We start from the raw sequence: 20,561 nt of genomic DNA on the forward strand, positions 1-20,561 counted from the left end.
TATCCCCGAATAGGTATTAAAAAGGCGGCCAATGACCGCTTTTTTGAGTAAGTAATATTAGGCAGATGTACCAGTTTTGGCTTTAAGGCTCTGAGTCATGCCGTTGATATCACCACCTTGAATACCAAGCTCACTCATCAGACTGTCAATAAGCGGTGCTTGGCTACGATAACGTAGGGCGCTATTCACTACCTGATCTGATAGAGCAACATTACCATTCTCATGATGGGCATCTGCCTGACAGGCACCGGTATGACCGCCATGTAGGCCATTCACTTGGAGAATCTTGATATCATCAATATTTTCCATTGGCTTGACACTTTCCCGGATAATTTCAGGCAAGTATTTCAGCATGGCCAGACGAATCTGCATTTCGACCTGTTCAGGTGACAGGACGTTATTGGCTTCATTGACCGCACGCGTACCTTCAGCATCCACCTGATACTGTTTTTCCATTGCCTGAGCCAGTAGGATTTTTGCATCCGCTTCACCCTTGGCTTTAAGGCGGACTTTTTCTGCTTCGGCTTCAGCCGCAATCCGCACAGCTTCTGCATCATCTGCTGCCGCCTGTTTGCCAGCTTCAGCAGCAACTGTAATTGCAATCGCATCTTTTTCAGCGTGTTCTTTGGCTGCGACCAGCTCAACTGCCTTTTGACGCTCTGCCTGCTGGATTTGACGTACGGTAATGACTTCTTCTTCCGCTTTTACCGCTTGTGCACGTGCCTGATCAGCTTGGGCTTTAGCTTCAGATTCAGCACGTGATTTTTCCGCAATAGCAATGGCGCGGTCCTGTTCAGCCAGTTCAATGGTTTTCTTTTGCTCGACCTGTGCTTTTTGAATCAGCTGAGCCTTTTGAATATTTTCATTTTCGACATCACGAGCGGCCAAAATACGCTTGAGTTCGACTTCTCGTTCAGCGGCAATTTGTGCTTCTTCTGCTTCACGTTTTTTGCCGGCTTCCTGAGCGGCAATTTCAGCCAGCTGTTCAGCACGGCGAATGGCAATTTCACGTTCTTGTTGCAGTTTGGCATATTCTTCTTCACGAATAATTTGCAGGCGCGCCTGTTCAGCTTCCAGATTTTTGGTTTTAATCGCCAGATCGGTATCCTGTTCAATATGGTTGCGCTTGCGGCGACGGTCTTCAATGGTTTCAGTGAGCTTGGTCAGACCTTCAGCATCAAACGCATTTTGCGGATTGAAGTATTTAAATCCGGTCTGATCCAGTCCGGTTAGGGAAACCGTTTCAAGCTCCAGACCATTTTTATGTAAATCTTCCGAAACGACTTGCTGTACTTTTTGTACGAAATCGACGCGTTTTTCATGCAGTTCTTCCATGGCCATTTCTGCCGCCACTGCGCGCAGTGAATCAACGAACTTACCTTCCACCAGATTTTTTAGTTCATTCGGTGACATGGTTTTTTGACCAAGGGTTTGTGCTGCGGTGGCAATTGAATCTGCGGTAGGTTTGACTCGGACATAGAATTCGGCCATGACATCGACTCGCATACGGTCACGGGTAATCAGTGCCTGATCATCAGCACGGCGGACTTCAAGACGTAGGGTATTCATATTTACTGGAATGATTTCATGCAAGACAGGGAGCACGATTGCGCCTCCACCTAAAATCACTTTTTCTCCACCCCAACCGGTACGTACAAAGGAAATTTCCTTGCTTGAACGACGGTATAAACGTGCAATGATGAGACCGAAGGTCACCAGTGCTACAAAAATAATTCCCGCAATAATTAAAATATTATATAAATCAAATGTTAACATTGTTATAAAGTCTCAATTGAGTGCTAGCTAAATAAAATTAAAGTGCAATGGCTTGAAAGCCGTTCTTGGTTTTGTGGGTTAGAACTACATTCTGACCTTGATTTAGAATTTGATTGTTTTCTGGTTCAACCAGAACATAATGAGTCTGGCCATGTTGATCCCGGACTTTGGCTTGTGCGGGAGAATTCACTTTGGCATTTCCCAGAATAATGGTCGCGGTACGTCCGATGAGTTCATCACTGTAAATCGCGGAAGTTTCATCTTGGGGCAGGAGCTTACTGGCGGCCATGGCAAGAAAGCGCACCACAGGCATACACAGAAACAGGCAGGCCGGAGAAATCAGCCAAACATTAAACAGCTGGCTGGTCAGGCGCTCAAATATGCCCTGAATCAATAAACCGCTTAACCCATAACTGGTCAGAAAAATGATTAGCCAGATAAATAAAGGCAGACGCCCCAGATATAACCAGTCAAATACTTTGCTGAAAACACCCGGAGACTGATCCGGGCTTATTTCTGGTTGCAGGGGATCTTCAGGTAAAAACTGTTCAAAGATATGCTGAGAGCCGCCGCCAAGCAGCAATAGAATACATTCTAGTGCTGCAAACATCAGCATTAGGCTCAGGCTAATACTAAATACGATATTGGATGGATGCGTAAACAGTTCCCACATTTTTTCATCTCTATAATTATGTTTTTAGGAAAAGTATCTGAAAGTTTTTATTGATATAACGATAACAGTAATTGTTGATTTTGTATGCAAAAAAATAACAAAAAACCTTATAAACAAGGATTGAATATATTGATTATTTAATAATTATTAAACTATTAAAATTAATAATAAACTATAAGTTAAATGGATGTTTGAGCAAGTGATGTCATAGCGGCAATAGGAATTCTGAATAGCATGGCATTCTGTGTATGCTTGCCTGAGAAAGATATAGAGATACATCGACCTGAGTATCTCTAAATTTTTCTATTCAAGTCTAAAGCAGGGCAGTCTGAATCCGGACTTTCATATCTAAAGTCTGTTGCAGAATATAGTGTTGCATCCATTTGACCTGTTCGCCCATAGGATTGACCTTGACTGCAGTATTCAGGAAGTCGAGATTAGGCTGCTTGAAGAGCTGCTGTTGCAAGGTTTGCTCCAAAATCTGACTGTTGGTTGTCAAAGGTAATGCCACCAGATAGAACGCTTTAGGATAATTATAAAAGGCATATAATAAGTTAAAGGCTTTTTGATCACCTTTGAGGTTGCCAGCACCGATTTCGTAAGCTGCGTTCTGGTTGCTATAAGTAACGCCGATTAGAAATTCCCAATGACCTTCTTGCAAACGTAGACCAAACTGTAATCCGATTTGATCCGCGGTCAGCTCGTGTTGCAGATAGATATTTAAAGGCTTGCCATCATCACTGAAAGGTTCTTGCAAGACCAAAATATTTTGCTGGTGCTGATAAATATAACTAGCAAGCTGGGCCTGTTCCAGACGGGTTTTTACAGTGGCAAGATCAAAAGCGCTATAGGGCATAAACGAAGTATATCAATAGGGAGAATTGAGTCTTACTCTAGTAATTTTTTAACTATTTGAGAACCACTACTTTAGATTATTTTCCTAGGATTTTATTGGCTTAGCGACAGGGTAATATATAGCTATACCACACAATATCCTCGCTTGAATTGGGCAAATTATTGATTCATAAAAACTGATATTCATTATTGATGAATTTTTATATGAGCTTTTGATATATCAATATCATAAAACAAGCAATGGATAGGATAAGTAAATCACTATAATGAATATAAATTTTCAAAAGTGTCATAAGTACACGTTTTTCTAAGCTGGTGTTGTCCATGTCGTTAAATGAGGAAAGACTTACTCATCTCAAACAGCTTGAAGCTGAGAGTATTCATATCATCCGCGAAGTTGCTGCCGAGTTTGAAAATCCGGTCATGCTGTATTCGATTGGTAAAGATTCAGCGGTCATGCTGCATCTTGCGCTAAAAGCGTTCTACCCAGCAAAACTTCCATTTCCATTATTACATGTCGATACAGGCTGGAAGTTTAAAGACATGATCACTTTCCGGGACAATATGGCAAAAACCCATGGTTTCGATTTGATCGTGCATCAGAATAAAGAAGGGGTTGAGGCAGGTATTAACCCGTTCGACCACGGTAGTTCTAAATATACCGACATCATGAAAACTCAGGGCTTAAAACAGGCCCTGGATAAATACGGTTTTGATGCTGCTTTTGGTGGCGCGCGCCGTGATGAAGAAAAATCACGTGCCAAGGAACGTGTTTATTCATTCCGTGATTCGAAACATCGTTGGGATCCGAAAAACCAGCGTCCAGAACTTTGGAATCTTTACAACGGTAAAGTGAACAAGGGCGAAAGTATTCGTGTATTCCCGTTATCTAACTGGACTGAGCTGGATATCTGGCAATACATCTATTTGGAAAGTATTCCATTAGTACCACTTTATTTGGCTGCAGAACGTCCTGTGGTTGAACGTAGTGGCACACTTATTATGGTTGATGATGAACGTATGCCTTTAAAAGAAGGTGAAGTTCCACAAATGAAATCGGTACGTTTCCGTACTTTGGGTTGTTATCCATTAACAGGTGCTGTGGAATCTACAGCCAATACCTTGCCGGAAATTATTCAGGAAATGTTACTGGCAACCAGTTCTGAGCGTCAAGGTCGTATGATTGACCATGATGAAGCAGGCTCAATGGAGAAGAAGAAGCAGGAAGGCTACTTCTAATTTAATCTCCCCCTGACCCCCTCTTTGAGAAAGAGGGGGGAGCTCCTAAAAGTAAATGGAGAAAGTCCCTTCTTTAATAAAGGGGGATATAGGGGGATTGAAAACCGATTTCTAAAGAATATGTGGAGCTTTGAGCGATGTCTCATCAATCTGATTTAATCAGCCAAGATATCTTGGGCTATCTGAAACAACATGAAAATAAAGACCTGTTGCGTTTCCTGACTTGCGGTAACGTGGACGATGGTAAATCGACGTTAATCGGTCGTCTGCTGTATGATTCAAAATTGATTTATGAAGATCAATTACAGGCCGTGACCCGTGACTCGAAGAAAGTCGGTACGACAGGTGATGCACCTGATTTGGCACTTCTGGTCGATGGTTTGCAAGCAGAGCGTGAGCAAGGCATTACCATTGATGTGGCTTATCGTTATTTCTCGACTGAAAAACGTAAGTTCATTATCGCGGACACGCCGGGACACGAACAGTACACTCGTAACATGGCGACAGGTGCATCGACGTGTGACCTTGCAATCATTTTGATTGATGCACGTTATGGCGTGCAAACCCAGACACGTCGTCATACCTTTATTGCGAGTTTGCTCGGGATCAAGAACATCATTGTTGCGATCAACAAGATGGACTTGGTGGAATTCTCTGAAACACGTTTCAATGAAATCCAGGCTGAATATGCGGCATTCGTTGCACAATTGGGCGATCGTAAACCAAGCAATATCATCTTTACGCCTATTTCTGCATTGAATGGCGATAACGTGGTGAACAAGTCAGCCAATACGCCATGGTACACTGGTGAAACGCTGATGGGTACACTTGAATCGGTGGAAATTAACCGTAGTTCAGCGAAGCAGGATTTCCGTTTCCCTGTGCAATACGTGAACCGTCCAAACCTCGACTTCCGTGGTTTCTGCGGTACGATCGCACTTGGCGATATCAATGTTGGCGATACCGTAACAGCATTACCTTCTGGTAAATCATCGACTGTCAAAGAAATTGTCACTTTTGATGGCAATCTTGAGCATGCAGTTGCAGGTCAGGCAGTGACTTTAACGCTTAACGATGAAATTGATATTTCACGTGGTAACGTGTTAATTCGTGCGGATCAAGCTGTTCCAAATATTTCCCGTTCAGTTCAAGCGACTGTTGTGTGGATGGCAGATCAACCACTTGTACTGGGTAAGCTGTACAACATCAAGATTGGTACGCAAACCGTTCCGGCAAAAGTAACGGCAATTCATTACCGTACCAACGTTAACACATTGGAAAAAGTTCAGGTGGATAAACTTGAGCTAAATGCAATCGCCAATGTGACTATTGAATTTGATGCACCAGTGGTCTTTGACCGTTATCAAGACAGCCGTTTCACCGGTTCGTTTATCTTCATCGATCGTTTGAATAACGTGACGATTGGTGCTGGTATGGTGGAAGAATCAGTTGAATGGTCTGCACACGATGAGCCTGTCACTGCAGAAGCACGTGCGGCACGTTTGGGTCAAAAACCTGCTGCGGTGACTGTATCTGGTAAAGCTTTGGAAAATGCTCAGGCGCTAGAAAGCTTGCTGATTCAGCAAGGGATCGTTGCTATTGCTAAAGCAGGTTTGAATGCGGAGCAGGTTGCACTGGTTCGTGAAACTGGTGTGGTTGTGATTACCGATGCTGCTGAAGGTACAGACACGACTTTAACCGTAGATACAGTTGAAGAACTTGCTGAGAAGATTGTGGAATTGGTTCGTCTTTAAGACTGGACTGATTTGAAGAAACCCGCTGAAAAGCGGGTTTTTTATTGCCTAAATTTTGATTGCATGAAAATCATTCGATTAGTCAAAATGTGATCTTTCAATTTACTAGTCAATTAATACAATACTCCCTAGATTTGGGGAATATATGAAAAAATTAATATTGCTGGCTGGCTTGTGTGTGGCTTTTGGAGCTGAAGCCAAACAGAGCAGCCAAAGCGTTGAAGCAATCAAGCAAAAAATAATCCAGCAGTCGATTGAGAATTATCCGGGAAATTGTCCGTGTCCTTACAATACTGCAAGTAATGGTAGTCGTTGTGGTAAGCGTAGTGCTTATAATCGTGCAGGCGGATATGCGCCGCTGTGTTATCCGGAAGATGTGAGTGATCGAATGGTAAAGGAATATAAAGGGCGTAGTTAATTAAAGGCTCCGTATTTAGATAGTGAGCTAAAAGAAATATTTTTGTTAGATTTGGCTTCACATGGGTAATTATTCATAAGAATCATTGAGGACTAAGGCCAGAATTGCTTTCATTTCGGTTAAACTTTTCACGCCTGCAATCCTTTTAATAATTTCTCCATTTCTAAAAATAAGCGTAGAAGGCAAACCATAGGCATTATAGCGCAAGGTTAAAATCGGAGACTGATCCACATTGATCTTGCCAAATTTAACTTCAGGATTTACCTCAGCATAGTATGTCGCCAGTTCGGCAAAGACCGGAAAATTCTGAACACAGGGCTTGCACCAGTCTGCATAAAAGCGAATCACGGCAAAACCTTCAAACCACTCAAAATCACTGTAATTGTTTTCGTTATATTCGATCACTTGGGTCATGGTTGGCCTATTATCAATTTCCTGAATAGTCCCCCGATTATACATAAGTCCGATGTAGCTTCATTCCTCATGCTAACTATGTTCAAATAAGTCCAAGATATATGAAATGCATAGATTAGGGAAAGAAATCATGTCGCAACAAACCATGCAGCAAGTCATTATTACAGAACCAGGTGGTGTCGATAAACTCGCTTATGAAACGGTGACTTTACCTGAACCTAAAGCAGATGAAGTTCTGGTGAAAGTTCATGCCTTTGGTATTAACCGTCCAGATATCCTGCAGCGTCAAGGCTTATATCCGATGCCGAAAGGGGTAACGCCAGTTCCTGGCCTGGAAGTGGCAGGTGAGGTGGTTGCGATTGGTAGTGATGTAAGTCAGTTTAAAGTTGGTGATCAAGTCTGTGGTTTGACCAATGGTGGCGGTTATGCTGAATATTGCGTCATACCTGAAAGCCAGACCTTGAATATTCCTGAAGGCGTAAGTTTTGTACAGGCAGCAGCCATTCCTGAAACTTTCTTTACTGTATGGGCGAACGTGTTCCAGATGGGTAAGGCCAAAGCAGGGGAAACTGTACTGGTACATGGTGGAACGAGCGGGATTGGTACGACTGCTTTAATGTTGTGTAAATCACTCGGAATCAAAACTTTTGCAACTGTCGGTTCAGATGAAAAAGTTGCGGCTATTTCTGATTTAACCACGGCTATTAATTATAAAACTCAGGACTTTGAGCAAGTTATTAATGAAGCCACTGACAATGGTGGTGTCGATGTCATTTTAGATATGGTCGGTGCACCATATTTAGAGCGTAATTTGAATTTGTTGCGCCGTGATGGACGTCTGGTCTATATCGCTTTCTTGGGTGGTGCCAAGGCCAAAGAAGTCAAACTGGGTCAAATCATGATGAAACGTCTGACCATTACCGGTTCGACCATGCGTGCACGCAGCACGGCTGAAAAAGCGGAAATTGCACAAGGCCTGAAAGAACAGATTGCACCATTGTGGGCAAAAGGCGAATGTCTCCCGATGATCTATAAAACGTTTAAGTTCGATCAGATTCAGGATGCCCATGCCACAATGGATACTGGAGAGCATGTGGGTAAAGTTGTAGTTGAAATTATTTAATACGAGATAAGTGATTCAAAAAAAGCCAGTAATTTTACTGGCTTTTTTTAATTTTAAGTAAAATATTATTACAAATAAATATATAAAATCTTGAATAAAAATTAAAAAATGTTAACTGTTCGACACAACCTGTCAATTATGACACGTAAATTGCATGTATAGATAATTCCGACCAAATGGTTAAACATTCACATGAATGTGAGAGGGAAAATAAGATGAAAATTATTTCAACAGCATATAGTTCAAAACATAGTTTAAGAGCATTACGACGTATTCATAAAATGATTATTCGCGGAACCATCAGCTGGGTAGAGTTACATAAAATGTATCGGGCGATGCTGCATCTGGAGCGTTATATAGAAAGATTAACAATACAAAATCGTCATTCAAGCAAGAAAGCATCCAGAAAATCCAAATAAGATCTTGTATGTTTAGGGTGAATAAAGGGTCAAGATCTGATGCAAAAAAATATCTTAGACTTTGTCCTAATATTATTCATTGATCGGCATTCAGTATAATCATTCAACATCTAGCGATAAATAAGTACATGAGAATGTATTAAGTGGGGATTTATGAAGCGCCCAGCTTCAACACATGAGCGTCTTGCAGAGCGTTTAGCCAGAATTTTGACCAAATTAAACGTCGGATATCAACTCCGGGCTGCAGAGCTAGCTGCAGAATTTCAGGTCAGCACCCGCACCATTGAGCGTGATTTTGATCGTCTAGGCTCTTACTTACCCTTACTTCAAGATGAACAGAAACGATATTATCTGGAACCCTCTTATTTAGGGCGGTTTAAATTGCAGGATATCCAGACTTTTGCCCAGCTTTCGGGGATCAGTGAGTTGTATCCGGCGTTGGATATGTCTTTTATGCGTGAACTGCTGGATGAGCGGGCAAATCAGGTATTTTCGGCAAAAGGCTATTATTTTGAAGATGCCAAACAGTTTGCCGAACATTTCAAGTTGCTTGCAAGCGCAATCTATAAACGTCAGCAGGTTGAGTTGCAATATTCAGATCAATTGCGAATCATTAAGCCTTATCGCTTGATTCACCATCATGGTATCTGGTATCTGGTGGGCGTAGATCAGGACAAGTTGCGCACTTATCGCTTAAGTCAGGTGCAACAGCTCAAGCTGGTTTCTAAGGCGGAGAGCTTTGCGCATGATCCTGAAATACTGAAAATGCTGGCAGATGAAGACAGCATCTGGTTTGGGCAGCAAAAGCAGCAAGTCTTAATCAGGGTACAACCTGAAGTCACGGTCTTTTTTAAAGAGCGCCGTTTATTTCCAGAACAGCAGATCGAGCAGGAAGCCGAGACTGGAGAGTTAGTGATCAGTTGCCAGATTCGTCACGAAATGCAGTTGTTGCCTTTGGTGCGTTACTGGTTGCCCTATGTGAAAATTATTGAGCCGATTCATTTTCAGCAGAAACTGGAACAGGATTTGCAAGGATATTTACGTTCTGCTGGATGATATTGAGAAAGCAGAGCAGGAGGGCCTGATTAATGATGACACTTTAAATGGGAATTTAATTTACTTATTTTTTGACTAACTAAATTACAGACATAAAAAAACCAGCTTTCGCTGGGTTCTTTATTTGCACCATCTTTCTATAGTAGAAGAATGGTGCCCGAGGCCAGACTCGAACTGGCACGCTTTGTGGGCGGGGGATTTTAAATCCCCTGTGTCTACCGATTTCACCACTCGGGCTTTAACAAGATGGAGGCGGAGGTCGGAATCGAACCGGCGTCCACGGAGTTGCAGTCCGCTGCATGACCACTCTGCCACCCCGCCGCGTCTTGTTGATGCGTATATTAGCAAGCTCAGAAAAAAAAACAATAGTGTATTCATCTGTATGCGCATAAAAACATCATCTGGCGGAAAATATTTAAATTATTCATGTAGAATGTGCAAAATTGATTCATATCAACACTTGGGAGAAGTGCCGTGGCATTAGTTCTAGACGGTCGTGCATTGGCGAAGCAAATTGAAGCTGACTTGTTTACTCGCGTAGAAGCGCTGAAAGCAAAATCAGGTCGTACTCCAATTCTTGCGACGATTTTGGTAGGTGACGATGGTGCATCTGCAACTTATGTTCGCATGAAAGGCAATGCCTGCCGCCGTGTTGGTATGGATTCACTCAAAGTGGAACTTCCTAAAGAAACCACAACTGAAGAATTATTGGCTGAAATTGAAAAATTAAATGCAAATCCTGATGTGCACGGTATTCTGCTGCAACATCCGGTTCCAGCTCAAATTGATGAGCGTGCCTGTTTCGATGCAATCTCGCTTGAAAAAGACGTAGATGGTGTCACTTGTCTTGGTTATGGTCGTATGGCAATGGGCGAAGCAGCCTATGGTTCAGCGACGCCTGCGGGTATCATGACCATCCTGAAAGAGAACAACATTGAAATCGCGGGTAAACACGCAGTTGTTGTAGGTCGTTCTGCAATTTTGGGTAAACCAATGGCAGCGATGCTGCTAGAAGCGAATGCAACCGTAACCATTTGCCATTCACGTACTCAAGATCTTGCAAGCTTCGTTAAGCAAGCGGACATCATTGTCGGTGCGGTAGGTAAGGCTGAATTGATTCAGAAAGACTGGATCAAACCAGGTGCGGTAGTTGTAGATGCAGGTTTCCATCCACGTGATGGCGGTGGTGTAGGTGATATTCAATTGGTTGGCATCGAAGAAATTGCTTCTGCTTACACACCAGTTCCGGGTGGTGTAGGTCCGATGACGATTACCACTTTAATCCGTCAAACGGTTGAAGCTGCTGAGAAAGCGCTAGGTTAATCAAATCCTCCCTAACCCTCCTTTTTCAAAGGAGGGAACTCTGATCACTATTTTTGGATGGAGTTTCCCCCTCTTTTTTAAAGAGGGGCTAGGGGAGATTCTTCAAAGACATTAATACTAATTAAAAGAAATCTAATGAGCTGCACCTTCCGACTCCCTCAAGCCCCAGAACATCTACTAAAAGCCTTGCATGATGTGATTCCACACTGTGAGCTACATGCACAGCAATTGCCGGATACACCCATTTCCCTGTGGCTGATTCCGCCAGTATTCCCAACAGATAAGCTGGATGATGAGGTGATTCGTCGCATTTGGAATGATACACCATACTGGATCTTTTGCTGGGCCTCAGGCTTGGCGATGGCGCAGTGGCTATTGGCAGAGCCGCATCATGTTAAAGACAAAGTAGTTTTGGATTTTGGGGCGGGATCGGGCGTAGTTGCCATTGCGGCGAAAATGGCAGGTGCAAAACGTGTGATCTGCTGTGATATCGATCAAGTTAGTCTAGATGCCTGTCGTGCCAATGCAGAGCTAAATGATGTCGAGCTTGAATATCTGGATGACCTATATAAGGCAGAGAAGGTGGATATTTTATTAGCCGCAGATGTGCTCTATGATCAATGTAACCGTTTCTTCCTGGATGAGTTTTTAAAATTTGCACCTGAGGTGTGGGTTGCAGACAGTCGGGTAAAAAACTTTAGTCATCCTCAATATGAAAAACTGGATGAGCGTAGTGCGACGACCTGGCCGGATTTGGATGAATCGCCCGAATTTCGTAATGTCAGTTTCTATAAAACACGTTAAATTTAAAAAATTAAAAAGGGCACTAGGCCCTTTTTGATTGTCTTACTCTGATTAAGTAACTAAGTATCAGATATTAAGAACAGGTATAACGAATAACCCGCATGGCCGTAGGGCGGGCTTCTAAAGCTTCGCGTGCACCCGGGTTCTCGCTATTATGTAAATCAGGCGTATTGCTCAAGCTGATTTGCGTGCGGCTATTACCCAGTTGGCGGCCATAGTTTTCCTGTTCCGCAGTTGGATTGGAAATTTCATTGGTGCTTAAAATCTGGATGTTGTAAGTTTTGGAATTTCCTAATACGTGTCTGCAAGCGGCTTGCAAGCGATTTTCATCCTGGCTTGGTCGTCCTGAGAGGGTGTAGCTCAAGGTTGCTGTATTGCCTGAACGTTCCAGAATTTCATAGCCACTTTGTCCATTGAATTGATGGGGTGTGGTCTGACATGCACTCAGTACGAAACTGCTCGCAGCCATAGCCAAAATTACTGTTGTTCTTTTCATATTTATAGTTCCTGAAGTCTTGGCTTAAGTATGCCATATTTTGCTTAAACTGCTGCTCTGGTCAATTGTGATCAATTGTTTAAACAGCCAATAAAAAAGGCCGCTTACGCGACCTTTTTTAATTAAATCAGCAATTAAGCAGATTTAACCGCAGCAATAAGTTCTGCTTGACGAGTTTTTAACGCTTCCGGTAAACGCTCACCTAGCTTATCGAACAATTCAGTATGGCTTTCAAGCTCTTTGATCCATTGATCTTTGTCTTGAGAAGTTACTAGGTCAAACTGTTCTTTAGTGAAGTCAGAACCAGTCCAGTTCAGCTGTTCGTAAGTAGGAACTAGGCCGATTGGTGTTTCAACAGCATCAGCACGACCTTCACAACGGTCAATGATCCACTCAAGAACACGCATGTTTTGACCGAAACCAGGCCATACGAAGTTGCCTTCAGCATCACGACGGAACCAGTTCACGTTGTAGATACCTGGAAGTTTGTTGCCAGCAGCAGCAGCTTTCGCACCTACTTGCTCACCCATTTCTAACCAGTGCGTGAAGTAATCTGCCATGTTGTAGCCCGCGAATGGAAGCATCGCGAACGGGTCACGACGAACAACACCTTGTTGACCAACAGCAGCAGCAGTTGTTTCAGAGCCCATCGTTGCAGCTTTGTAAACACCGTCAACCCAGTCAAATGCTTCTGAAATTAGAGGCACAGTGTCTGCACGGCGACCACCGAAGATGAACGCAGAAATTGGCACGCCAGCTGGATTTTCCCAGTCAGCGTCAATAGAAGGGCATTGACCAGCTGCAACTGTGAAACGAGCATTTGGATGCGCTGCTTTTTCTTCGCCAGTGTGTGGTTGACCTTTCCAGTTAGTCAGGTTGGCAGGCGCTTCTTTAGTCAGACCTTCCCACCATACTTCACCGTTGTCAGTCACAGCGACGTTTGTATAAATCACGTCTTTGTGCATGGTTGCCATACAGTTCGGGTTGGTCTTGGTGTTGGTACCAGGCGCTACACCGAAGAAGCCAGCTTCAGGGTTGATTGCATATAAGCGACCGTCTTCACCTGGTTTGATCCAAGCAATATCGTCACCTACAGTTTCAATCTTCCAGCCTTCATAGCCTGCTGGTGGAATCAACATAGCGAAGTTTGTTTTACCACATGCAGATGGGAATGCAGCTGCGATGTAGTGTTTTTCGCCTTGTGGATTGGTCACGCCAAGGATCAGCATGTGTTCAGCTAACCAGCCTTGTTGACGACCCATGAATGATGCAATACGTAATGCTAGGCATTTTTTACCCAACAATGCGTTACCGCCATAACCAGAACCATAAGACCAGATCTCACGCGTTTCTGGGTAATGCACGATGTATTTTTCTTTGTTGCAAGGCCATGCAACATCTTTTTCGCCGTTCGCAAGCGGAGCACCTACAGTGTGTACGCAAGGAACGTATTCACCGTCAGTACCAAGAACTTCATAAACAGCTTTACCCATGCGAGCCATTTTAGACATGCTTACTGCAACGTAAGGAGAGTCAGTTAACTCGATACCGATATGAGCGATATGAGAACCCAATGGACCCATTGAGAATGGAACCACATAAAGTGTACGACCTGCCATTGAACCGTCAAATAAACCGTTCAATTTTTCGCGCATGACAGCAGGTGCTTCCCAGTTGTTGGTCGCGCCAGCATCGTCTTTGTTTTCAGAACAGATGTAAGTACGATCTTCAACACGTGCTACGTCAGACGGATCAGAATTTGCAAGATAAGAACCAGGATGAGTTTCTTGATTCAGCGCTTGCATTGTGCCGTTAGCGATCATCAAGTCGATATAACGTTGATATTCTTCTGCGCTACCGTCACACCATTCAATTTTTGCTGGTTTTGTTAATTTAGCAATCTCTTCCACCCAAGCAATAAGCTTAGGGTGACGAACGAATTCTGGTGCGTTCACTTGGGTCATGGTGAGGCCTATCTCAAATGTGTACAAATTAGATGTACAAAGTACAATCCGAGCAATAAAAAATATCGCCCAGATGAAATATGAAAAAAAGTGGCTGTATTAAAGCATAAAATGATAAAAAAAATAAGACCAAAGAAGTGCTAGATTTCTTTTGGAATATAATGCTATTTTATTTATAAATATAAGTAAAACAACAAGATAAAACTAAATATTTGAATTATTGATTCTATTTATTTAAATGATGAATGGTATTTATTTTAAAAATTAATATTAAAATCATTATCTTAATTTTATAAGATCTCTAATATTCATTATTGATTAAATAAATGGTTGCCATTTGAATTTTACATAAAGCCACTGTTAATTGTCTATGAATTGGACAAAATGCCAATAGGCTTCAATGAAATTGCGCGAAAAATGTCTAATCAATCTAAACCCTTATCGCTGATTTTTAATCATAAAGCTGGTTTTCGCATACAGGGGCCAGAAGGCATTTATGAACAGCTGATCGATATATTTTCAGCGCAGGGTTATCAAACTAAAGCTTATGAAATCAATGATTCACAGCAATTTGATAAAATTATGGTTGAGGTGCTTGAACAGCATTTGGCATCTAGCGAGTCAGGAATCATCGTTGCGGCAGGCGGAGATGGCACTTTAAATACAGTCGCCAAACATGTGTTGAATACGCAAATTCCTGTCGGTATTTTGCCTTTAGGGACTTTTAACTATGTGGCGAGATTATTGGGGATTCCGCTGGATTTGCTTGAAGCGGCAAAAGTGATTGCGACAGGACAGCCACAACGTATGAATGTTGCTCGTATCAATCAGGAAATTTATCTGAATAATGCCAGTTTAGGTCTATATCCTTTATTTATTAAAAAACGTGAAGACTATAATCGTATTTTTGGTCGCTTACCGCTACATGCCTATACTTCTGCACTGGATGTTTTAATTCGCGACCGTAAAGAATTAAAACTAAAAATCTGGGTGGATCAAAAGAAATATCCGGTAAAAACACCACTGATTTTTTTTGGCAATAATCCCTTGCAACTGGCGGATATGAAAATGCGCATTGCAGAAGCGGCTGAAAAAGGCAAAGTGGCGGGAGTTGTAGTTTCTAAAAGTGATAAGCTTACTTTATTTAAGCTAGTGTATCAGCTGATTCGTGGCAAGATTGACCAGGCATCGGATGTTTATAGTTTTGCAGCCGATCAAGTTCGAATCGAATCCCGAGCCAAGAAACTGATGGTAGCGATTGATGGGGAAATTGTGGAAATGGCCCCGCCACTCAATATTTCTGTATTAAAAGATAGCCTAAACGTAATGGTGCCACATGATCCTGCATCTGTCTGATCTGCATTTTGGAACAGAGAAGCCGGAGTGTTTAGAAGCGATTCGGCATTTCTGTCAGACCCATCCACTTGAAGCCGTCGTCATCAGTGGTGACCTGACTCAGCGCGCACGTTTGGGTCAATTCTTTGCCTGCAAAAAATTTTTAGATCAGCTCAATACGCCTTATATGGTGATCCCAGGGAATCATGATATTCCGCTCTATCATTTATGGAATCGGCTTTTCAATCCATTTACCCGTTACCAGATTTTTTTTGGTGAATTGGAGCCAATCTTTGAAACTGAAAATTTTTATCTGATTGGAGTGAATTCGATTCGACGCCGGTATCATACCAAAGGGCATTTATCGCTTGAGCAGATTCAGCGCATTGATTTGCAACTGGCTCAGGCGCCTGCGTCCAAATTAAAAATCATTGTCAGCCATCAACCTTTTTATGTGCCTTTTCAAAATAAGCGCGGTTTCAAGGACAGCCCACTGATGGCTAAAATTGCTTTAGAGGCCTGGGCAGAGCATGGTCTGTTTGCGGTGTTGCATGGGCATCTGCATCAACCGGCGATTTATGATTTGAACCAGATGTTTGGATTGGGGATGGATCATCCTGTATATGATGTACATGCGGGGACTTCTGCGTCAAATCGTTTGCATAAAAATGAACCCAACAGCTTTAATCTGATTGATGCCACAGGAAAAATTTCTCAATATTTGTTCGATGAAGTGGCGCAAGCCTTTATGTTGAAAGCTGATCTGCCGAATAAATAGACGAAAACCTATGATTCGTTAAAAAAAACCAATTTTTTTTCATTTTTGCCCTTGAAGCGTTTTATTCCATCTCCATAAAAGTGACATCAAAAATTTTTGATGATGACCCATGGAATAATTAAGTCGTCATCAGTGACCTAAAAAAGACTTAGTCTGATGGAGTTATTTATGAGCAACATTCGTCCATTACATGACCGCGTTGTTATTCGTCGTGTTGAAGAAGAAACTAAAACAGCTGGAGGCATTTTACTTCCAGGTTCGGCTGCTGAAAAACCTGCTCAAGGTGAAATCATTGCAGTTGGTAATGGTCAAATCACTGACAATGGCGTACGCGCGTTAGACGTAAAAGTTGGCGACAAAGTATTGTTCGGTACTTATGCAGGTACTACTGTAAAAGTAAACGGCGAAGAGCTTTTAATCATGAAAGAATCTGACATTTTAGCGGTATTAGAAGCTTAATCTGCGCTAAAAAGTTTTATTCGTTCCAAATCAGATTTTGTAAAGATACAACAATATTCGGAGTCAAATATGTCAGCTAAAGACGTAAAATTTGGTGATTCAGCTCGTTCAAAAATGATTGCTGGTGTAAACACCCTTGCAGATGCAGTAAAGGTTACTTTGGGTCCTAAGGGCCGTAATGTTGTTATCGACCGTTCTTTTGGTGCACCGCACATCACTAAAGATGGTGTCACTGTTGCCAAAGAAATTACGCTGAAAGACAAGTTCGAGAACATGGGTGCTCAACTGGTTCGTGAAGTTTCTTCAAAAACTAACGATATCGCAGGTGATGGTACAACGACTGCAACTGTATTGGCACAAGCAATTTTGAATGAAGGCATCAAGTCAGTAACAGCGGGTATGAACCCAATGGACTTGAAACGCGGTATCGATATTGCGGTACGTTCTGTAGTTGAAAACATCAAGGCAACTGCAAAACCAGCATCAGACTCTAAAGCGATTGAACAAGTAGGTTCGATCTCTGCTAACTCTGATACGACTGTAGGTCAGCTGATTGCGCAAGCAATGGAAAAAGTGGGCAAAGAAGGCGTGATCACGGTTGAAGAAGGTTCAGGCTTCGAAGATTCGCTTGACGTAGTTGAAGGTATGCAGTTTGACCGCGGTTATATTTCTCCGTACTTCGCGAACAAACAAGATACTTTGACAGCAGAACTTGAAAATCCATTCATTCTTCTTGTTGATAAAAAAATCAGCAATATTCGTGAGTTGATTACAGTACTTGAAGCTGTTGCTAAAACTGGCAAACCGCTTTTAATTATTTCTGAAGATGTTGAAGGCGAAGCGCTTGCGACGCTTGTTGTCAACAACATGCGCGGTATTATCAAAGTATGTGCGGTGAAAGCACCTGGTTTTGGTGACCGTCGTAAAGCTATGCTTCAAGACATTGCGATCTTGACTGGCGGTACCGTAATTTCTGAAGAAATCGGCATGCAGTTGGATCAAACGACGCTTGATCACTTGGGTACAGCACATAAAGTAACTGTATCTAAAGAAAATACTGTAATTGTAGATGGTGCTGGTAACGCTGGCCAAATCGCTGACCGTGTACAGCAAATCCGTGCACAGATCGAAGAATCTACGTCAGAATACGACAAAGAAAAACTTCAAGAGCGTGTAGCGAAACTTGCTGGCGGTGTTGCTGTCATCAAAATCGGTGCTGCAACTGAAGTTGCAATGAAAGAGAAAAAAGACCGTGTAGATGACGCGCTTCATGCGACTCGCGCTGCAGTTGAAGAAGGTGTCGTTGCGGGTGGTGGTGTTGCACTAGTACGTGCTGCATCTGCACTTGAAGGCGTAACAGGCGCGAATGATGACCAAAACGTAGGTATCAACATTCTTCGCCGCGCGATTGAAGCACCACTTCGTCAAATCGTATCTAACGCAGGTGATGAGCCTTCTGTAGTGATCAACGCTGTGAAGAATGGCGAAGGTAACTTCGGTTATAACGCTGCAACTGGCGAATATGGCGATATGCTGGAAATGGGTATTCTTGATCCTGCTAAAGTAACACGTTCTGCACTTGAGCATGCAGCTTCTGTTGCTGGCTTGATGCTGACCACTGAATGCATGATCACTGAAATCCCAGAAGACAAACCTGCAATGCCTGATATGGGCGGCATGGGTGGTATGGGCGGCATGATGTAATTCATCATCCGAGCATTTCATAAAAAATCCCCGCAATAGCGGGGATTTTTTTATGTGTTTACAAAATTATGATGCGGACTTTTTAACTAATTTATAATTTAAATTACTGTCAATTTTTTTACCTGATTTCATCTCGCGTGCTTCAATAAAATTTTCACCAACAAAGAATTTACGGTTTTCAGCTTTGTTATCTAATGTGATGATTGAAGGATCTTGAGGGTCAAAACTGAAACTACCTTTAGTTTCCGTCTCATTATTTCCAGCTTTACCTAAATATTCCTCATTTAGCTCATAGGTTTTATCCGGATTGAGATCTAACTCGACCTTAATTCCTTCACAGTCAGCACAAGGAAAAACACCTTCGTATTCACCTGCCCAATCTAGCGAAGTTTCTGCGCTATCAGCACGGTTCACACTAGTATCCGCGTTATTTTGCTCCATCATGGCTGGGCTGGATTGAGCATTATTACTCATCGGCTCATTATCATTGGGCTTTGAACAGGCGGTTAAAGCTCCTGCAAGAACGACTGCTATCGCAGCAGTAAGCGTTAATTTTTTCATTGTTTTAACCCTATTAAATTATTTGTTATGAATTACATTAAAAGTAGTCAGTACAGATAAATAGGGCAATCTTGTTAAAGTTTGATTCATTAGGTGAATCAGGCCAGAGTTATTGATAAGTGAGCAGGATTTAAGAATTTTTAGCCAAGTTTAAAGTCACTTTATGCTGTTTCGTTAACCAATTCTGAACGCTATGATTAGAAAATAATGATAATGCGGAGGGAATAATGAAATTAGAACAAGAAAATAATCTGATTGCAAAAATTTATGACGCTGCTGTATTGCCATCTTTGTGGCTGGACGTGATCAAAGATATCGTGAGCTATACTAAAAGTAAGAGTGCAATTTTTACCGGTCTGGATCAGCTTAATCCAGGCTATGATTTTGTCTATACGCACAATATCCCGAATGAAAGTTTGGCCGCTTATCAAGATGAGCGTATCAGAGTGATTGATATGAAACTGCATATGCCATTATGGAATGCGATCGAGATGGGCGATGCATTGAGTCATAACTGTCAGCACTATGCAGAACAGCCGGGTACGGATCATTATGTTTTCTATGAGAAGTTTTTAAAGCCTGGTGGTGTATCTTATCTGGCGGGCGTATTGCTGGATCGGGGAAATTATCGTTGGGCAGTACTGGGTATTCATCGTGCACCTGAAGTACAGCCTTTTGAACAGCCTGAGCTGGATTTTCTAAGACGTATCAGTATTCATTTACGCCGGGCTTTGCAAATTCACCGGCAAATCAACCTGATTCAGCAAGATAATTTAAGCTTGTATACCGTATTGGACAGTTTAAAAACCGGAATTGTACTGCTCGATCAAAACCTGTGTTTAAGTTATTCCAATCCTGTTGCGCAAAAGATGCTTGATCAAAGTTCATGTCTGGATCTGGATATACATAACCGTCTAAAAACCAATTATGCTCAGCAGATACGTTTTGATCAGCTATTAGAAAGTGCTTTGCTGGAAGATACGACCATTCAGACTGAGGTGGGTGGAGTCTTGGCGTTGAGTGATGGGGCAGGCTCACAATTCATGCTGACGGTGGTGCCCTTTAAGAAATTAAGAAATATGCAACATTTACAGTCTGCTCAGCATCAGATTGCCTTATTTATGACAGATAAAAACCAGCATTATTCCCTGTCAAGAGCTTACCTACAACAGTGTTACCAGCTTTCCAAACGAGAGTTTGATTTATGCGAGTTATTAATTAATGGTTATAAAATAGAAGATATTGCAGAACAGTGTGGCATTACGCTGAGTTCGGTACGGACGTATTTTAAAAATATTTATGAAAAAACCCAATGTTGTTCGCAAATCGAACTGATGCATTTATTGATAGGCTGTACCATTCAATTTGAACATATTGATTAAACCGGCCTGAATTTCATATTCAAGCCGG

Annotated in this window: 20 protein-coding genes and 2 tRNA genes; 13 read left to right on the forward strand and 9 right to left on the reverse strand. The window is 42.2% G+C overall.

Translation table 11 applies throughout. From position 1 onward, the window contains the following. Positions 1 to 57: 57 nt before the first annotated feature. The 3 genes from NI465_RS00580 to NI465_RS00590 all read right to left on the reverse strand — a co-directional run bounded on the left by NI465_RS00580 (position 58) and on the right by NI465_RS00590 (position 3,305). Positions 58 to 1,776 carry a flotillin family protein gene (locus NI465_RS00580; RefSeq protein ID WP_114541146.1) on the reverse strand — a complete coding sequence of 573 codons (1,719 nt, stop codon included), beginning with the start codon at positions 1,774 to 1,776 and terminating at the stop codon, positions 58 to 60. 37 nt (positions 1,777 to 1,813) lie between these two features. After that, positions 1,814 to 2,449: a YqiJ family protein gene (locus tag NI465_RS00585; RefSeq protein WP_180180364.1), complete on the reverse strand. Its 636-nt coding sequence runs from the start codon at positions 2,447 to 2,449 to the stop codon at positions 1,814 to 1,816. 313 nt (positions 2,450 to 2,762) lie between these two features. Beyond that, complete coding sequence (locus tag NI465_RS00590) at positions 2,763 to 3,305, reverse strand: hypothetical protein (protein ID WP_071850591.1); 543 nt, start codon at positions 3,303 to 3,305, stop codon at positions 2,763 to 2,765. A 323-nt stretch (positions 3,306 to 3,628) separates the two neighbouring features. On the opposite strand from NI465_RS00590, the gene cysD reads away from it, so the two are divergent. The 3 genes from cysD to NI465_RS00605 all read left to right on the forward strand — a co-directional run bounded on the left by cysD (position 3,629) and on the right by NI465_RS00605 (position 6,715). Continuing rightward, a complete protein-coding gene (gene cysD / locus NI465_RS00595; protein ID WP_004730252.1) occupies positions 3,629 to 4,543 on the forward strand; it encodes a sulfate adenylyltransferase subunit CysD in 915 nt (304 codons plus the stop codon). Between the two features lie 137 nt (positions 4,544 to 4,680). Further along, positions 4,681 to 6,297, forward strand: a complete 1,617-nt coding sequence (gene cysN / locus NI465_RS00600; protein ID WP_253143892.1) for a sulfate adenylyltransferase subunit CysN — start codon at positions 4,681 to 4,683, stop codon at positions 6,295 to 6,297. 145 nt (positions 6,298 to 6,442) lie between these two features. Then, positions 6,443 to 6,715 carry a hypothetical protein gene (locus tag NI465_RS00605; RefSeq protein ID WP_004279462.1) on the forward strand — a complete coding sequence of 91 codons (273 nt, stop codon included), beginning with the start codon at positions 6,443 to 6,445 and terminating at the stop codon, positions 6,713 to 6,715. 69 nt (positions 6,716 to 6,784) lie between these two features. Here the strand turns inward: NI465_RS00605 and NI465_RS00610 are convergent, their stop codons facing one another. Continuing rightward, entirely contained in the window at positions 6,785 to 7,129 is a 345-nt protein-coding gene (locus tag NI465_RS00610; protein WP_004646305.1) for a thioredoxin family protein, read from the reverse strand. Between the two features lie 130 nt (positions 7,130 to 7,259). Between NI465_RS00610 and NI465_RS00615 the strand changes: the two genes are divergently transcribed. The 3 genes from NI465_RS00615 to NI465_RS00625 all read left to right on the forward strand — a co-directional run bounded on the left by NI465_RS00615 (position 7,260) and on the right by NI465_RS00625 (position 9,727). Next, entirely contained in the window at positions 7,260 to 8,252 is a 993-nt protein-coding gene (locus NI465_RS00615; protein WP_004646306.1) for an NAD(P)H-quinone oxidoreductase, read from the forward strand. Between the two features lie 215 nt (positions 8,253 to 8,467). After that, positions 8,468 to 8,671, forward strand: a complete 204-nt coding sequence (locus NI465_RS00620) for a hypothetical protein (protein ID WP_004646307.1) — start codon at positions 8,468 to 8,470, stop codon at positions 8,669 to 8,671. Between the two features lie 153 nt (positions 8,672 to 8,824). After that, positions 8,825 to 9,727: a helix-turn-helix transcriptional regulator gene (locus NI465_RS00625; RefSeq protein WP_071850596.1), complete on the forward strand. Its 903-nt coding sequence runs from the start codon at positions 8,825 to 8,827 to the stop codon at positions 9,725 to 9,727. Positions 9,728 to 9,878: 151 nt separating this feature from the next. On the opposite strand, the gene NI465_RS00630 is transcribed toward NI465_RS00625, so the two are convergent. Both NI465_RS00630 and NI465_RS00635 read right to left on the reverse strand, forming a co-directional pair. Then, positions 9,879 to 9,964: transfer RNA gene (locus NI465_RS00630), tRNA-Leu, on the reverse strand. 10 nt (positions 9,965 to 9,974) lie between these two features. Further along, positions 9,975 to 10,048 (reverse strand) — tRNA-Cys (locus NI465_RS00635). A 153-nt stretch (positions 10,049 to 10,201) separates the two neighbouring features. Between NI465_RS00635 and folD the strand changes: the two genes are divergently transcribed. Together folD and NI465_RS00645 are read left to right on the forward strand one after the other, a co-directional pair. Further along, positions 10,202 to 11,050, forward strand: a complete 849-nt coding sequence (gene folD / locus NI465_RS00640; protein WP_253143894.1) for a bifunctional methylenetetrahydrofolate dehydrogenase/methenyltetrahydrofolate cyclohydrolase FolD — start codon at positions 10,202 to 10,204, stop codon at positions 11,048 to 11,050. 135 nt (positions 11,051 to 11,185) lie between these two features. Next, complete coding sequence (locus tag NI465_RS00645) at positions 11,186 to 11,854, forward strand: class I SAM-dependent methyltransferase (RefSeq protein ID WP_004279468.1); 669 nt, start codon at positions 11,186 to 11,188, stop codon at positions 11,852 to 11,854. Between the two features lie 73 nt (positions 11,855 to 11,927). Here NI465_RS00645 and NI465_RS00650 read toward each other — a convergent pair whose 3' ends face one another. Further along, positions 11,928 to 12,350, reverse strand: a complete 423-nt coding sequence (locus NI465_RS00650) for a hypothetical protein (protein WP_004279469.1) — start codon at positions 12,348 to 12,350, stop codon at positions 11,928 to 11,930. 134 nt (positions 12,351 to 12,484) lie between these two features. Further along, a complete protein-coding gene (locus tag NI465_RS00655; protein ID WP_253143895.1) occupies positions 12,485 to 14,314 on the reverse strand; it encodes a phosphoenolpyruvate carboxykinase (GTP) in 1,830 nt (609 codons plus the stop codon). Between the two features lie 417 nt (positions 14,315 to 14,731). Between NI465_RS00655 and NI465_RS00660 the strand changes: the two genes are divergently transcribed. The 4 genes from NI465_RS00660 to groL all read left to right on the forward strand — a co-directional run bounded on the left by NI465_RS00660 (position 14,732) and on the right by groL (position 18,590). Continuing rightward, positions 14,732 to 15,670, forward strand: coding sequence for a diacylglycerol/lipid kinase family protein (locus NI465_RS00660; RefSeq protein ID WP_034438446.1), 939 nt, complete (start codon positions 14,732 to 14,734; stop codon positions 15,668 to 15,670). Beyond that, positions 15,651 to 16,427 (forward strand): metallophosphoesterase family protein, encoded by a 777-nt coding sequence (locus NI465_RS00665; RefSeq protein WP_004279472.1) that lies wholly within the window; start codon positions 15,651 to 15,653, stop codon positions 16,425 to 16,427. The genes NI465_RS00660 and NI465_RS00665 overlap by 20 nt, the downstream gene beginning before the upstream one ends. 168 nt (positions 16,428 to 16,595) lie before the next feature. Continuing rightward, complete coding sequence (locus tag NI465_RS00670; protein ID WP_004646315.1) at positions 16,596 to 16,886, forward strand: co-chaperone GroES; 291 nt, start codon at positions 16,596 to 16,598, stop codon at positions 16,884 to 16,886. A gap of 69 nt (positions 16,887 to 16,955) precedes the next feature. Then, positions 16,956 to 18,590 carry a chaperonin GroEL gene (gene groL / locus NI465_RS00675; RefSeq protein WP_004279474.1) on the forward strand — a complete coding sequence of 545 codons (1,635 nt, stop codon included), beginning with the start codon at positions 16,956 to 16,958 and terminating at the stop codon, positions 18,588 to 18,590. Positions 18,591 to 18,656: 66 nt separating this feature from the next. Here groL and NI465_RS00680 read toward each other — a convergent pair whose 3' ends face one another. Continuing rightward, positions 18,657 to 19,151: a copper resistance protein NlpE gene (locus NI465_RS00680; protein WP_071850597.1), complete on the reverse strand. Its 495-nt coding sequence runs from the start codon at positions 19,149 to 19,151 to the stop codon at positions 18,657 to 18,659. A 227-nt stretch (positions 19,152 to 19,378) separates the two neighbouring features. On the opposite strand from NI465_RS00680, the gene NI465_RS00685 reads away from it, so the two are divergent. After that, positions 19,379 to 20,533 (forward strand): LuxR C-terminal-related transcriptional regulator, encoded by a 1,155-nt coding sequence (locus NI465_RS00685; protein ID WP_253143897.1) that lies wholly within the window; start codon positions 19,379 to 19,381, stop codon positions 20,531 to 20,533. The last annotated feature ends 28 nt before the right edge of the window (positions 20,534 to 20,561 follow it).

Origin of the sequence: Acinetobacter lwoffii (assembly GCF_024129855.1) — a bacterium.
GTDB lineage: Bacteria > Pseudomonadota > Gammaproteobacteria > Pseudomonadales > Moraxellaceae > Acinetobacter > Acinetobacter lwoffii_L.